The organism is Candidatus Poriferisodalis sp., from assembly GCF_965208485.1.
Lineage (GTDB): Bacteria > Actinomycetota > Acidimicrobiia > Acidimicrobiales > Poriferisodalaceae > Poriferisodalis.
In genome coordinates this window covers 2,674,291-2,688,838 of sequence record NZ_OZ242344.1, presented here as the reverse complement: position 1 = coordinate 2,688,838, position 14,548 = coordinate 2,674,291, and the positions used below count along the sequence as shown (strand labels likewise).

12 protein-coding genes are annotated in these 14,548 nt (G+C 65.4%); 2 read left to right on the top strand and 10 right to left on the bottom strand.

The genetic code is table 11. From position 1 onward, the window contains the following. Positions 1-6: 6 nt before the first annotated feature. From ACOGXQ_RS12575 to ACOGXQ_RS12530, 10 genes are all read right to left on the bottom strand, one after another. Complete coding sequence (locus ACOGXQ_RS12575) at positions 7-948, bottom strand: AAA family ATPase (protein ID WP_419943997.1); 942 nt, start codon at positions 946-948, stop codon at positions 7-9. A gap of 384 nt (positions 949-1,332) precedes the next feature. After that, complete coding sequence (locus ACOGXQ_RS12570) at positions 1,333-3,000, bottom strand: tetratricopeptide repeat protein (RefSeq protein ID WP_419943996.1); 1,668 nt, start codon at positions 2,998-3,000, stop codon at positions 1,333-1,335. A 168-nt stretch (positions 3,001-3,168) separates the two neighbouring features. Continuing rightward, on the bottom strand, positions 3,169-3,996 hold the full coding sequence (locus ACOGXQ_RS12565; protein ID WP_419943995.1) for an EamA family transporter: 828 nt from the start codon (positions 3,994-3,996) through the stop codon (positions 3,169-3,171). 55 nt (positions 3,997-4,051) lie between these two features. Further along, positions 4,052-5,218, bottom strand: coding sequence for an ABC transporter ATP-binding protein (locus ACOGXQ_RS12560; protein ID WP_419943994.1), 1,167 nt, complete (start codon positions 5,216-5,218; stop codon positions 4,052-4,054). Next, a complete protein-coding gene (locus tag ACOGXQ_RS12555) occupies positions 5,205-5,696 on the bottom strand; it encodes a DUF4870 domain-containing protein (RefSeq protein ID WP_419943993.1) in 492 nt (163 codons plus the stop codon). The genes ACOGXQ_RS12560 and ACOGXQ_RS12555 overlap by 14 nt, the downstream gene beginning before the upstream one ends. After that, a complete protein-coding gene (locus tag ACOGXQ_RS12550; RefSeq protein ID WP_419943992.1) occupies positions 5,693-7,381 on the bottom strand; it encodes a CRTAC1 family protein in 1,689 nt (562 codons plus the stop codon). Before ACOGXQ_RS12550 ends, ACOGXQ_RS12555 begins: the two co-directional genes overlap by 4 nt. A 103-nt stretch (positions 7,382-7,484) precedes the next feature. Then, entirely contained in the window at positions 7,485-8,903 is a 1,419-nt protein-coding gene (locus ACOGXQ_RS12545) for an ABC transporter substrate-binding protein (protein WP_419943991.1), read from the bottom strand. 61 nt (positions 8,904-8,964) lie between these two features. After that, entirely contained in the window at positions 8,965-9,924 is a 960-nt protein-coding gene (locus ACOGXQ_RS12540) for a carbohydrate ABC transporter permease (RefSeq protein ID WP_419943990.1), read from the bottom strand. Continuing rightward, positions 9,921-10,871: a carbohydrate ABC transporter permease gene (locus tag ACOGXQ_RS12535; RefSeq protein ID WP_419943989.1), complete on the bottom strand. Its 951-nt coding sequence runs from the start codon at positions 10,869-10,871 to the stop codon at positions 9,921-9,923. Before ACOGXQ_RS12535 ends, ACOGXQ_RS12540 begins: the two co-directional genes overlap by 4 nt. Next, positions 10,868-12,223 (bottom strand): alpha-glucosidase/alpha-galactosidase, encoded by a 1,356-nt coding sequence (locus ACOGXQ_RS12530; protein WP_419943988.1) that lies wholly within the window; start codon positions 12,221-12,223, stop codon positions 10,868-10,870. The genes ACOGXQ_RS12535 and ACOGXQ_RS12530 overlap by 4 nt, the downstream gene beginning before the upstream one ends. Positions 12,224-12,385: 162 nt before the next feature. On the opposite strand from ACOGXQ_RS12530, the gene ACOGXQ_RS12525 reads away from it, so the two are divergent. Both ACOGXQ_RS12525 and galK read left to right on the top strand, forming a co-directional pair. Continuing rightward, positions 12,386-13,384 carry a LacI family DNA-binding transcriptional regulator gene (locus ACOGXQ_RS12525; protein ID WP_419943987.1) on the top strand — a complete coding sequence of 333 codons (999 nt, stop codon included), beginning with the start codon at positions 12,386-12,388 and terminating at the stop codon, positions 13,382-13,384. Beyond that, positions 13,381-14,547 carry a galactokinase gene (gene galK, locus ACOGXQ_RS12520; protein WP_419943986.1) on the top strand — a complete coding sequence of 389 codons (1,167 nt, stop codon included), beginning with the start codon at positions 13,381-13,383 and terminating at the stop codon, positions 14,545-14,547. The genes ACOGXQ_RS12525 and galK overlap by 4 nt, the downstream gene beginning before the upstream one ends. Position 14,548 lies beyond the last annotated feature (1 nt).

Sequence of the window (14,548 nt, the reverse complement as noted above, 5' to 3'; positions counted from 1 at the left end):
GGCCGCTCAGGCCTCGGCCGCGGCGGCCATGATCATCTCCATGCCCACCGAGGTGACCCGCTGCTGATCCTCGCGGTACTTCAAGACCGTGCCGAGCGTGGATTCCAGCATGGCGCTGTCCAGCTCAGCGGCCCCCAAGCGCCCAAGCGCCGTTGCCCAGTCGATGGTCTCGGCCACGCCCGGCGGCTTGTAGAGGCGCATCTCACGCATTGCTGCCACGGCCACCGCGACCTGGCGGGCCAGCGCACCGTCCACGTCGGGCAGCTTCAGCTTCACGATCTCGACTTCCCGGTCCACTGAGGGATGCGAGACCCAGTGGTACAGGCAGCGCCGCTTCAAGGCATCATGCACATCGCGGGTTCGGTTGGAGGTGACCACCACCAGCGGCGGGCGGCCGGCGGTGATGGTGCCCAGCTCTGGCACGGTCACCGTGAAATCCGACAGCACTTCCAGCAGGAACGCCTCGAATTCGTCGTCGGCGCGGTCCACCTCGTCGATCAGCAGGACTGCCGACGTGGATTCATCGTGGTCGATGGCTCGCAGCAGCGGCCGGCGGATCAGGAAGCGCTCCGAGTAGAGCTCGTCCTCGATGGCCTCAGCATCGACCGCTGCGCGCCCCGCAGCCTCCGCCGTGCGCAGATGCAGCAGCTGGCGGGTGTAATCCCACTCGTACAGCGCCTGGGCAGCGTCGATGCCCTCATAGCACTGCAGGCGGATGAATTCCCCGCCAGTCCAGGCGGCGAGTACTTTGGCCAGCTCGGTCTTGCCCACGCCGGCGTCGCCTTCGAGGAACAGCGGGCGTTCCATGGTGACCGACAGGTACACCACGGTCGACAGGCCTTCGTCGGGCAGGTACCCGTGTGCTGAAAGGGCCGCCGAGACGTCATCGGAACATGTGGGCGCCTCGAACACGAAGGCCAAGGCTACGGCGTTGTCGTCATCCCCCATGCATCGTCCTCAAGCCGAAGTCAGACGCAACACAGGTTGGACCCAGGTTGGGGGAATCAGACAGCGGCGTGGTGTTGTTGCCTCCGTTCGAACTTGACGGGTGTGAGCAGGCCGAGCGTGGCGTGGCATCGCTGCCGGATCCTCGCAGCGGGTCGTGTCACGTCGTCCCCTCGGGCAAGCAGGCTGCGGCCGACGGCAAGTCAGCGCATCTCGCCGCCATCGGCACGACCGCGCAGATTTGGCGGCCAGAACCAAACCTGCGCAGAAATGCCGTCACAGACCACAAAGACGCGCAGATTTGGCGGCCAGAACCAAACCTGTGCAGAAATGCCGCCACAGCAGCGAGTCCTGCGCCAAGCTTCGAGGGGCACACACGGGTACTTGCTACGCAGCAGTCTCCAGCCGGCAGAAGCACGATGCGGTGATCGGCACGTCAGCCCGGGCGATGGCCAGATCCAGCCGTTGGCGGATGAGCGGTGCCTCGACGGTGTCCCCCCGCCGCACGAGGCACTCGTGCAGTCCGTGCAGGCTCCAGACGTTGTCGGGATGCTGGCAGGGTCGTCGAAGCTGGTTGTCCAAGCCGAGATCGGCACGGTAGAGCGCCTCGGCCTCGTCGAACTCGCCCCGCTCGGACAGCAGCGCAGCCAGTGCGTGGCGAGTCGGCTGCATCCAGCCCCACGGTTCGTCGTAGGGGAGGTTGTCGTCCAGATCGACTGCATGCCGGAGATGGTCGAAGGCCACGTCGAAGTTGCCACAGCGGTACTCGACCTCGCCGTTCAGCATCGCTTCTGCGACGGTCAGGATGTCGAGTCCCGTGTTGTTGAACAACGTCCGGCTCGGCAGGACCTGCGCCTTGGCCGCCACGAACGCCTCGCGCTCGGCCTGCGCGTTGTCGACCCGGTTGGTCGAGGCATACGCCACGGTCCGCGCGTAGCGCATCATCGCCGTGGTGACGCAATAGAACTGCTGGTCGAAGGGCAGGTGCTGGCTGAGGATCTCGTGCCACTTGCCGAAGCGCACATACACGTGCTGCTTGACCGCCACGAACCCCTCCAGCCAGTCGGCCATCGGCGGCGAGCCGGTCCGCAGCAGATCTTCAGGCAGCGTGCGGTTCATCTCTTCGGCCGCTTCCAAGGCTGGGCCGTACTGGCCGGCCAGCATCGCCCCGTACACCTTGAAGTGATAGTCGTGGCAGCGGTAGGCCGAGTAGAAGTTCATCGGGCCCTTGAAGTCCAGGTACTGCCGATCAGCGACGATCGCGGCCGAATTGCGCGTCACGACGTTGTGATAGTGGCCGCACAGCACATCGATATGGGTCGGCATGTGGACGAGGTGGCCGGCGTCGGGCGCCAGATCGACCAGGCGGTCGCCGGCAGCCAGTGCTCGCTCCGGATGCGGCGACATCTCCATGAGGTGGATGTACATGTGCAACAAGCCCAGGTGGCTGTTGGCGCCCTCGGCGTCGAGGGTGTCGAAGGCGGTCTCCAGTACGTCGACTGCCTCAAGCGTCCCCGCACTCTCTGCCGGCTCGCCCGTGACCAGGTCCCACAACTTCCACGGGGTCCGGTTCATGATCGCCTCGGCGAACAGGGCGCAGACATCGAGATCATCACGATGGCGCCGGTAGACCTCGCGCATCGCGTCTGCGTACGCGTCATTCCATCGCACGAAGTCGTCTTCGCCTGGCAGCTCGGGATCCGGCGGGTAGCGATGCGTCAGCGCGCCGATCAGCGCCTGTTCGAGATCGCTGATGCCGGCTGCGGCATCCTCGGCCGCGGCCGCCTCAGCACGGGCACGTGCCAGCGAGGAACGCAAGTCTTCGGCGTCGAACTCCTCCCAAGGCTTGTTGTAGTTCGGCCCGATGGCGTAGGCGATGCCCCAGTACGCCATCGCGAAATCGAGATCGTGCAAGAGCGCACGCTCGAAACAGGCGATCGCCTCTTCGTGATGGAAGCCGTAGCACCACGCCATGCCGCGGTTGAACCACAGCTGGGCTTCGGCGTCGGAGGTCGTCACTGGCCAGCGATACGAGCCCAGATCGAAGTACGCCACCGTCGTTGCCCGAGTCCTTCTGCCAAGAGACGCTGCTCGCCAGTTCTTGCTGCTCTCCCATCCTTTCATAACATTGCTCATGAAATTGAGAAATAGTGTGAACAGATTTCAATTTAGAAATGCAGGTTAGAAATGCAGGTTGGTGCAGGCTCCAGCGGCGAGCGGTGCTCAGCCGAGGGCGATCATCGCAGTGCCCGTCAGGGCAGCGGCGATGCCGATGACCTGCCACCAGCACAGCGTGTCGTCATCGAAGAGCACCGCCAAGGCGATCGTCACCACCGGATAGAGGGACGCAGCTACCGCCACTTCGCTGAGCGGACCCCGTTGCAGTCCGGCGATGAAGGCGCCCATGCCGGCTCCGCCCGCAACGCCTCCCGCGAAACCGGCAAGTCGGAGCGACGGCGGCAGTACCTGAGGGATCCGTCGGACTCTGGTCACTGCCAGCATGCATGCCAGCGCCGCCATCCGTTGCGTCACCGCCGGCCACATGCCGCTGTCGATGCTGGTCTCGCCCAAGAGCACTGTGGCAGTGGCGAAGGTGACGCCGGCCAAGAGCGCGAACGCGACGCCCCGCCGGATGTCCCCACGCAGGTCCGGCACGATGACCGCAGCCAGCAACCCGGCGATGGTCACGGCAATGCCTGCGGCCGCTACGGACGAGGGCCGCTCGCCGACTCCGAGCCCGTAGGCCAGCGGCCCCAGCGCAGTGGAGGCCGCCACCACCGGCGATGCAATCGCAGCCGACGACACGGCCATGCTGTGCCACATCGCCGAGAGCGCGAGCGCCATCAATACACCCGAGGCCGCCCCGAGCGCGAGCGAGGCGCCGATGGCAGAACTCGGCACCGCCAGCAACAGCACCACCGTCACGACGAGGCCGCCCATGAAGGCCGTGCCAACAGCGGTCATGGCCCGGGCGCGCCGGCTGCAGTAGCGACCGAAGTAGTCGGAAACGCCGATCAGGACCGACGCCGCAGCACCCAGCAGCACCGGCACGCGACTCGCACGCTACTTGCGCAGTTCCCTCGGTCTGATGGCCTCGGCAGACGGCTCAATCGCGAATGACGCTGCCAGCCGCCATGTCAAAGAAGTGCATCGCCGATACATCGATGGCGATCTCTATTCGCTGGCCGACACGCGCACCGCTCTGCTGGGCAAACCGACCCAAGAAGGCGCTGCCGAGACCCTCGGAATCATCGACGTCGGTCGTCGGCCCGCCGGTCTCGACGCGTTGGACCCCGATGTCGAGGTGGGCGACGATCTCTGAGCCGAGTTCTTCGAGAAGCTGCACATCGGCAGCAATGCGTTGGCTGTAGTCCGGCGCCAGGGCAGCGTCGTAGACATCGTCTGGGCGAATGCCGCACACCAGACGCTTTCCCTCGTGAGCACGCAGCGCCGGGCACTCATCGAGGATCGAGAGCGGCAACTCGACACTTTGAGTGCCCATCTCGACGTTGACTCCGCTGCCGCCGACGGAGACTGCCGACTCGAAGAGATTCATCGCCGGTGATCCCACGAAGCCCGCGACGAACACATTCGCCGGCCGGCGATAGAGCAGCGAGGGCTTGTCGACCTGCTGGAGCGCGCCTCCGTTGAGCACTGCCACTCGATCGCCCATGGTCATTGCCTCCACCTGGTCGTGTGTGACGTAGATGGTGGTCACGCCGAGGTCTCGCTGGATGCGCAAGATCTCGCTGCGCATGTACACGCGCAGCTTCGCGTCAAGATTCGAGAGCGGTTCGTCCATGAGGAACACCGAGGGCTCACGGACGATGGCTCGACCCATCGCAACGCGCTGACGCTGACCGCCCGACAACGCGGCCGGCTTGCGATCCAAGAACTCGGTGAGATGCAGCACGTCGGCAGTGCGCTGCACCCGCTGGTCGATCTCAGACTTGGGAATCTTGGCAAGTTTCAACGGGTAGGCGATGTTCTTGCGCACCGTGAGGTGGGGGTACAACGCATAGTTCTGGAAGATCATGGCGATGTCCCGATCTCGCGGGTGCACCTTGGTCATGTCAGCGTCCCCGATTCGGAGCGTCCCGCTCGAAATCTCCTCGAGTCCCGCAACCATTCGCAGCGCCGTGGACTTTCCGCACCCTGATGGCCCGACAAACACGACGAACTCGCCGTCGTCGATGCTCAGGCTCATGGCGTTCACTGCGGTGACGCCCCCCGGGTACACCTTGGTCAGTTCCGCAAGCTCAACCGTCGCCATGTGAATTCTCCTTCGCGATCCTCCGTGGGTCCCCTCTTCGGAGCCAGCGCGAGAACGGAATGACCCACGGAGGCTCGAACAGCTCTCCGTATCTCGCCCGATTTGCGGCTATCGCCATCATCAACAGCCAATTCAGCCAGAGCAGCGCAAGCAGCAGCAGGCCGACGGGCACGAGTACGCCCGCCAGTTCGACACGCGCACCGAGTTCCAGCACTCCCCAGAGCACCAATGCTGCAAGCGCGACGGATGCGTTGAAGTCCGCGGCTCGGCGCCGATGACGCCTGCCGAAGTCTCTGCCCCGGCTCAGGAGCGCTCCGAGCGCGAGCGGTCCCAGGATGACTGCAGGCGCAGCCCACAGGGCCCCTCGGCCGATCACCGCCACTGCGGCCGCGGCCGGAATCAGCGGCGTCAGATGCACTGCGGCGTCTCGGCGGCGCTCGGACCGCGTGCCCGGCTGAACGAGGTAGTCGGGACTCATGACTGCGCTGCCTCACCCGACCGGGTGATCGTGACGTGCCGATTGACGTCAAGGTCGCTGCTCGTGCTGACGGTGCCGTCGGGCCACGTCACCTCGATCTCCACCGGGCCGGAACTGTCGCCCACGCCGAAGTGCAGCATCGCCGAGGCACCCGAGAGGTAGCCGCGTGCCGCTTCCACCGTGCGCACCAGCGTGCTGTCGCGCCCGTCGGCCAATTGCACCTGTGCGCCGATGGCATCGGGATTGCCGGTGCCGGGCCAACGCAGCGCGACGGTCACCGCACCGCCGCCGCACAGCCGATTCTCATACAGCCGCGACGGCGCGTTGAGGTTGTTCACGACGATGTCGAGATCGCCGTCGAGGTCGAGATCGGCCATCGCCATCCCCCGCCCACCTGTCGTGTCGTCGAGATCCCAGCCGGCTGCGGGCTCGAATCGTTCACCGTCGACGTTGCGGAACGCCTGGTTGGCCTCGACCAAGCTGGCATCGGGCAGGTGTCCGAACAGGTTGTCCGCCACCATGCCGTTCACGACGTACAGGTCCACGAATCCGTCATTGTCAAGATCGCCGAACAGCCCGGACCAGCTCCATCCCGTCGCCTCCACGCCGAACGACGGCGCGTCATTGGCGAAGTCATCGCCCGTCGACAGCAACAGCACGTTCTCGGGCCGCTGGATGTCGTCTGACGGCGAGGCGTCGATGTCCGACTGCACATTTGCGTATGCGTCGATGGTCTCCGGTCGGTCGTCCATGGGCTTCATGTCGGTCGCGAACAGGTCCAGGTCGCCGTCGTTGTCGATGTCGCCCGCGTCGATGCCCATCGTGCTGAACGCGGTCTGGGCAAACGGCGTCGCCTGGGTCCACGAATCGTCCTCGCCTGCAAACCACACGTAGTCGGGCGTGGCGAGGTCATTGCCGACATAGATGTCGGCGCGGCCATCACCGTCGATGTCGCCGATGCGGGTCGCGAGCGCCTGCGATTCGGGTGCGAGCTGCGTATGCACAAACGTCTCGCCATCGTGCTCGAACAGGCCCACACCTCCCTTGTTGCCGAGGTTGAGGCGCCGCTCGGCCGTGAGTTCGGCGTTGTACGCACCGGTGACTGCATCGAGGTCTCCGTCGCCGCCCAGATCCCCCCATGCCATGGAGTATGTGTACGCATCGAGGCCGACGATCTCGTCGCGTTCGAAGCGCTCGTCAGCCGTCGAGCCCTGGCCCGTGTTGCGCATGACCAGTGGACGGCCGACACCGGTCGTGAACACGACGTCGTTGCTGCCGTCACTGTCGCTGTCGACGATGATCGCCTGGCGGAAGCGGCCTTCGATGAGCGCTTCGCGGCGGAATCGCAGCGTCCCGTCGTTCCACAGCACCGAGCTGGCCCCGCTCAGATTGGCCAGGACGAGATCATCGTCACCGTCTCGATCCAGGTCACCGACAGCGAGCCCCGCACCCATGCCATCGAACATGGAGCGGCTCGCGCCTGGTCCGCGGGTGTGATGCTCGAGGTCAACAGCCGCGAACCGGCCGTCGCAGGCATCCCGGTCGGCGTGCGGCACAGTCTCGACGCTGACCTCGGCGGAATCCGCAGTCGAACCACAAGCGCTGAGCGCCAGCGCGGCCAGCGCGCAGACGGCACCGAGCACAATGCGGGCGCGCCTGCCTCGAAGGTCTCGACAAGCGCCCACGAGCGTCCGGACCGGAGGCAGCTGGCAAGCCGAGGAGTCGGAGGGACGTTCCCTCGACATCATCAGTGCCTCCGGTCCGGTTCGCCCGGGAGGGCAGTCCTGGCTAGGAGCCGAGGACCGCGTTGACCTCGCCTGCCACTTGGGCGAGGCGCTCACCAGCGTCAACCTGCCCGCGCAGGATCTCCTGCATGGCCGGACCGACGATGGCTTCGATCTGGCTGGCGCTGTCAGTGATCGGGAAGAGGAACGTCGTGCCTTCGTCGACGTGCACCGTGAAGGCCGTCACGTCCACGCCGTTGCCCTCGTGGGCAGCGATGGCGATCTCGGCAGCCGAGGGAATGGCCGGAAACACCACGGCGCCCTCACCGATGACGTCCTGACATGCAGCTGACGCCATGTGCTTTACCCACTGCCACGCCTCCTCTTGATGCTCCGAGTGCGTGTTGATGGAGTCGGCCAGGCCATTGAACATCGAGGCACGCGAACCGCTCGGTCCAACCGGCAGCGGGGCGAACTCGACGTCGAAGGGTGTATCGGCCCCGATGTAGGTGCCGATCTTCCACGAGCCGTCAGCCATGACTGCAGCCGAACCGTTCTGGAACACCGTGGTGCCGCCGAGCGATTCGACGTCTTCGATCGGCACGACGTAGCCGGCCTGAATCATCCGCGCGAACCAGTCGATGGTGGCTGCGAGACGCGAGTCGTCATAGTTCGCGGAGTCACCGAACGGGTTCACGTCCAGGAACTCGAATCCGGTGGATCCTGCGAAGGCCGAGAATGTCGTCTGTCCAAAGGCGCCGAAGTTGCCTTCTAGACCCAGGCCGTACACCTCGACATTTTCCGGATCGAAGTCCGGCGAGTCACCGCTGTTGCCGTTGGCGTCCACGCTCAGGCGACGAATGAGCTCGCCGAACGAGCCGCCGTCGTCAGGGTTCCACTCGGCCGAGGCAAAGTCTGCGGCTGTCACACCCGCCGCAGCGACGTGGTCCGAGTTCATCACGAGCGCGATCGTGTCGAAGTCCTTGGGCAGGCCGTAGCGGTTGCCGTGATTGTCTACCCACAGCTCAGCAAGGCCCGGGAAGTAGGCACCGGTGTCGACGTTGTCTCGCTCGACGAAGTCGTTGAGCGGAACCAGCACATCGCTGGCCACAAACTCGGGATAGCGGGCGAGGTGATCGGTGAAGACATCGGGTCCCGAGCCGGAGGCGAAGCCGGCCGTCACGTTGGTCCAGTAGTCGCCCCAGCCGAACTGGGTGATCTCGACGTCGATGCCGGGGTTGGCTGCCTCGAAGTCGGCCGCACATTGCTCGTAGTAGGGCTGCTGGTTGCCGTCCCACAGCCAGTACTCGATGCTGACTGGCTCCGCCATCTCGTCGTCCATCTCGTCGTCGGCGTCTGACGGGGCCTGGGTCGCCGCAGGTGCGTCGCCGGCATCGTCGTCACCGTCGTCGCTGCCGCAGGCGGCGGCGACGAGCGAGAAGGCAAAGAGGACTGCGAGCAGTCTCCATAGCGCTTTATTCATCAGGTTCTCCCTCCCAGGAGTCAGCGGCGACCCACAACAGGCCGCCGATTGTCGGTGGGGATCACTTGATCCCCGAGAAGCCGATCGAGTCGACGACCTTCCGGCCGAAGGCCAGGAAGATCACGATGATCGGCAGGGCTGCGAGCAAGGTGCCCGCCATCAGGCCCGACCAGTCGGGGGAGGTCCCCGGCTGCTGAGCCGTGAACTGTCCGAGCGCGACAGTCAGCGGCTGCCGCGCCGGGTCTCGGGCCACCACCAGCGGCCAGAGGAACTCGTTCCACGCAGTGATGTACGTGAGGATCGACAGCGTCGCGAGCGGTGCGGCGCTCATCGGCACGATGATCCCGAAAAAGGTCCGGAAGTGGCCTGCTCCGTCGAGCAGCGCAGCCTCCTCGACCTCGCGGCTGATTCCCAAGAAGAACTGACGCAGGAAGAACACCGCGAATGGCGTCATGAAGAAGAACGGTGCGATGATCCCGGGGTAGCTGTTCAGCCAGCCGAAGTTCTTGACCAGGATGAGGTTGGGAATCAGCGTGAAGATCGGCGGGATCATCAGCCCGCTGAGGAAGAGGAAGAAGAGCTTGTCGCGGCCCCGGAAGCGCAGTCGGGCGAACGCGTAGGCGGCCATCGCCGAGAACGCGACCTGCCCGACGGTGACGGCCGTCGAGACGATCACGCTGACCTTGAGCGACTGCAGGAAATCGAACGAACCGGTGTTCTGACGTCCCAGGCTCTCGAGAATCTCCTCTTCGCTGGCCGTGCCGAGCACGCGTTCGAAGTTGTTGTCGGTATAGCCGACCGGCAGCAAGCTTTGTTCGCCGGCGAAGAGCTGGCCGTTGGTCGACAGGCCGGTGCGCAGCGCCCACCAGAACGGGAACACGCTGATGATCAGGATGGCGACCATGAACACCCAGGCCGCGCCGCGCCCAATCCCTCGCTTGCGAAGCCGCGCCGACGGCTGAGAGAGGCCCGGTGACTCAGCGATGTTCTCGCTCACGTCGTCGACCGCTGGCGCACTCATGCCAGATCGCTCTCGCCGGCCCGCAGGAGCTTGAGCTGCAGGAAGGTGACCGTCAGCAGGATCGCGACCAGCAGGACGGAGATGGTGGCGGCGTAGCCGAGCTGGTTGAAGTCGAAGGCGTTCTGGTAGATGTACAGGTAGATCACGCGGCTGGCGTTGACCGGACCGCCCGGCTGTCCGCCGAATCCGCCGGTAGCCACGAACACGGTGTCGAACACCTGCAACGAGCCGACGATCGTGATCACCAGGACCAGCGCCAGGATCGGACGCAGCAGCGGCATCGTCACGTCGCGGAACATCTGGCGCTCGGTGGCACCGTCGACGGCGGCAGCCTCATAGAGACTGCGGGGAATCGTCTGCAGCCCGGCGAAGATCAGCAGGGCGGTGTAACCCATGTGGCGCCACGTGTTGATGCCGGCCAAGCTGGGTATGACCTTGCCGGTGTCGGTGAAGAACCTCACCGGATCCATCCCGAACAGACCCAGGAAGTCGTTGACGATGCCCAGGTTTCCGTCGAGCATCCAGACCCACAGCAGCGCCACGATCACGTTGGGGATCAGCCAAGGCAGCAGCAGGATCCCGCGAATGGTGACCGATTTGGTGAGGCGATCCATGAGCACCGCTATCAAGACAGCGAGGATCGTCTGCGAGACGATGTTGATCACCGTGTACCTGAAGGTGACCTTGAGCGATTCCCACACCTGGCGGTCGTTGAACAGCCGGTCATAGTTGTCGGTGCCGACCCAGCTCCCCCGATTGGCGATCAGGTTCCAGTCGGTGAAGCTGATGTACACGCCTCGCAACGCGGGATAGAGGTAGAACGCCACAAAGCCGACGAGGGCCGGGAGCAGGAACCAGAAGGCGGATCGCCAGCCGCCGTGCAGGCGTGCAGTTCCGAACAGCGAACGTCGACGCGACGCGTCAGGCGGCGCCTCGGTCACCGTCACCGGATCTCTCCATCAGCCGAGACCCGCTCGCGCAGCGATTCGGGGATGTACTCGCCGTGCGCGTCGATCAGCTCGTCGACGAGTTGCCAGATCTGATCGAGAGCGAGTTCGGCCGCCGTGTGCGGATCGAGCATGGCGGCGTGATACACGTGCTCGCGGCGACCGGTCCGCAGTGCCTCCACGGTGAGCTGCTGGGGGCCGATGTTGGTGTGCATGAGCGCAGCGAGCTGAGGGGGCAACGACCCGATGACGTGGGGCGTCACTCCGCCCGCCCCAACGGTGGCCGGCACCTCGACCGCGCAACCCGACGGCAGATTGTCGATCAGGCCGAGGTTCGGCACGTTGACATACACGATGCGTTCGGTGCCAGTGGCAATACTGTGAATGATCTGCGGTGCGTACTCGTCGCTCGCGGGCACCTCCAGCGGATACTCCGGGTCTTCGAGGCGCCGGCGGAGTTCCTCCCACTCGGCAATCTGTTCCTCGCAGCGCCTGACGTACTCGCGCACCGGAATCTTGAACCGCTCGATGAGCTCTGGTCGGCCTCGCTTGAGGAAGTACGGCGTGTACTCCGCAAAGTGCTCGCTCGACTCGGTGACGAAGTAGCCGAGCCGCCGCAGCATCTCGTATCTCACCGCATCAGCCAGCCCCCACTCGCCCCGAGTCGGCGACTCGTGGGGCTCTGGGTAGAGCTGGCGCAACGCCGGGTACAGGTCTGTGCCCTGGTGCTCCAGCCGCAAGAAGAAGCACATGTGATTGATGCCGGCAGCGAGATACTCCAGCTCGTCGACCGGCACGCCCAAATCGCCGGCGAGGTGCTGCGCTGTGATGGGGACGCTGTGGCAGAGCCCGTACGCCTCCACATCGGCCATCTCCGACAGGCTCCACATGTTGATCGCCATCGGATTGGCGTAGTTGAGCAACCGGGCGCCCTCGCTGAGCTCGTTGACGGCTTCGGCGACCTCGATGAGGGCAGGCGCAGTCCGAAGGCCTCGCATGATGCCGCCGATGCCGATGGTGTCGGCGATGGTCTGGGTGAGGCCGAATCGCTCCGGAATGTCGAAGTCGTGAACTGTGGCCGGTTCGAAGCCGCCGATCTGGAACATCGTGATGACGAAATCGGCGCCATCGACTGCGTCGCGCAGATCCGTCGTAGCCCGGACCTTGGCGCGTGCGCCCCGATCTGCGACCAGCCGGTGCCCGACGATCTCAGATGTGTGGAGCCGTGCGCGGTCGATGTCGTGAAGCCGGATGTCGAGGTCGTCCCGCAGATCCTCGTACGCGAGCAGGTCGCCCATCAGATTGCGGGAGAACACCGTGCTTCCCGCCCCGATGAATGCGACTGCAACCATCTGTCCCCTTGGCTTGTCTCGCCAAATTAGCATACGTCAACGTTGGCGTCAACGTTGACGCAAACCTGTGCCCGCTCAACCGGAGCCGGTAAGTTCGCGCGTGGACAGGTCTGGCGAGGTACGCCTGGCCGCGACAGGACCGAGGCTCAGCTACGGAGGGCCATGGATCGGGAAGCGACGCTCCACGACGTGGCAGGCAAGGTCGGGGTCTCGCCGCGCACGGTGTCTCGGGTCGTCAACGATGAGGGGGGCTATTCCGAGGAGACCCGCCGCAAGGTGATGGCAGCCGTCGAAGAGCTGCACTACCGCCCCAACATGGTTGCGCGGGCGTTGATCACCAAGCGCAGCGGCACCGTCGGCTTGGTCGGCGGCGACATGACCGACCCGTACTTCGGGGCCCTCGCCGAGGGCATTCAGCAACGCGCCCGTGAAGCCGGCCAGACCATGTTCTTCGCGAGCACCCGCAGCAACCCAGAGCGGCAGGCGGAAGTGCTCCGGTCCTTCTGGGCGCGAGCGGTGGACGGCGTCATCGTCTTTCCTGCGCTCGATTCGATCGAACAGCTCACCGACTACGGCGAGCGCGGGCTGCCGATCGTGGTGGTGGATGACTTCCTCGACGCACCCAATGTCGCATGCGTGTCGTTCGACCTCCACAGCGGCGGCCGGCTTGCTGCGAGACACCTGCTCGAGAGCGGTCGTCGACGCATGGGTGTCATCAGTACAACCGTGTCTCCGCCCCGTCGGCGACACCGCGAGCAGGGCTTTGTGCGCACCTTGGAAGAAGCCCAGGACGGCCGTCACGCGCCGGCTGTGTCGCAGACGGAACCAACGGTGAAGGGAGGCGAAGCGGGCCTCGCACAGCTGCTTTCCCAGATGCCAGACCTCGACGGCGTGTTCGCATACAACGACCTCGTCGCCATCGGAGCCGTACGCGCGGCAGTCGCGAGCGGTCGTCGAGTGCCCGAGGACATTGCCGTCGTGGGCTGCGATGACATCGAGATGAGCACCTACGTGACGCCGGCACTCACGACCATTCGCCTCGATCGCTCCCGGCTCAGCACCGAAGTGGTCGCCGCACTCGGCGACTTGATCGAATCGCCGGGCGAGAGACGAGAAGCGGTGGTCTTGGGGGTGGAGTTGGCCGTCCGCGAGTCGGCGTGACGGGCCACGTCCCACCTGTTCAGCGAGCATTGGCGATGCATCGCGAGCGCTGGGGCGCGCCCGATGTCCTCAGCAGGGCACCCGGGAGGGTCAATCTGATCGGGGAGCACACCGACTACAACGACGGATTCGTACTCCCGATGGCGATCGAATTCGACACCGTCGTTGCGCTGAGCCGAGCCCAGCGCAGTTCCCCGAGCACGGTGATCTCTGAGGTCTTCGGCGAAGCGCTGCTCGATGACGAGCGAGAGCCGATCCCCACAGCGCATTGGGCGGCGTATGTCTTCGGCGTCAGCCACCTGCTGAGGGGACATGGCATATCGATCGGTCGGTGGCGATGCACGATCGCCACCGATGTGCCGGTCGGGGCGAGCTTGTCTTCATCAGCTGCCTTGGAAGTCGCCATGGCAAGAGCACTGCTGCATCTTGCGGGCGAGAGCTGGGGTGCGACAGCAACGGCCGAGCTGTGTCAGCGCGTGGAAAACGAGGTCGTCGGGATGCCGTGCGGGATCATGGATCCCCTGATCTCCGCCGGCGCGGTCCCGGGACATGCATCGCTGATCGATTGCCGGTCCCTCGACATGGGTCCGCGCCGGCTGCCGGATGGGACCGTGATCGCCATCCTCGACACCATGACGAGGCGCGAACTGGTCGACTCGGCCTACGGCGACCGCCGCGCCTCGTGTGAACGCGCCGCGAGATGGCTTTCGGTGGCCGCCCTGCGGGACGCCGAGTTGCACGAACTCGAGCGGATGCCAGCGGAACTCGCTGTTGAACGTCGGCGAGCGCGGCACGTCATCACCGAGAACGAGCGCACGCTCGCAGCAGCGGATGCCATGGAAGCAGGCGACGCGGAGGCCCTCGGAGCTCTCATGAACGCCGGTCACGTCAGCTTGCGAGACGACTACGAGGTCTCAGGCCCGGCGCTCGATGCCATGGTGCGGATCGCACATGCCAGCCCTGGGTGCATCGGCGCACGCATGACCGGCGGCGGGTTTGCCGGCTGCGCGGTGGCGCTGGTCGCCGCTGACGCAGCAGATGACTTCGCCGGAGAGGTGCAGAAGGGCTACCGGGCCGTCTCGGGGCGTGATGCGAGCGTCTGGCTGTCGCTGCCGGCTGAAGGAGCCTCGCTCATCGACAGCATCGAGCGACACACGGCCTGAC

Bases quoted from the DNA above. Each gene is read 5' to 3' on its own strand.
- ACOGXQ_RS12555 (WP_419943993.1), bottom strand. From the start codon at position 5,696: ATGAGTCCCGACTACCTCGTTCAGCCGGGCACGCGGTCCGAGCGCCGC.
- ACOGXQ_RS12525 (WP_419943987.1), top strand. From the start codon at position 12,386: ATGGATCGGGAAGCGACGCTCCACGACGTGGCAGGCAAGGTCGGGGTC.
- ACOGXQ_RS12545 (WP_419943991.1), bottom strand. From the start codon at position 8,903: ATGAATAAAGCGCTATGGAGACTGCTCGCAGTCCTCTTTGCCTTCTCG.
- ACOGXQ_RS12530 (WP_419943988.1), bottom strand. From the start codon at position 12,223: ATGGTTGCAGTCGCATTCATCGGGGCGGGAAGCACGGTGTTCTCCCGC.
- ACOGXQ_RS12575 (WP_419943997.1), bottom strand. From the start codon at position 948: ATGGGGGATGACGACAACGCCGTAGCCTTGGCCTTCGTGTTCGAGGCG.
- ACOGXQ_RS12560 (WP_419943994.1), bottom strand. From the start codon at position 5,218: ATGGCGACGGTTGAGCTTGCGGAACTGACCAAGGTGTACCCGGGGGGC.
- ACOGXQ_RS12540 (WP_419943990.1), bottom strand. From the start codon at position 9,924: ATGAGTGCGCCAGCGGTCGACGACGTGAGCGAGAACATCGCTGAGTCA.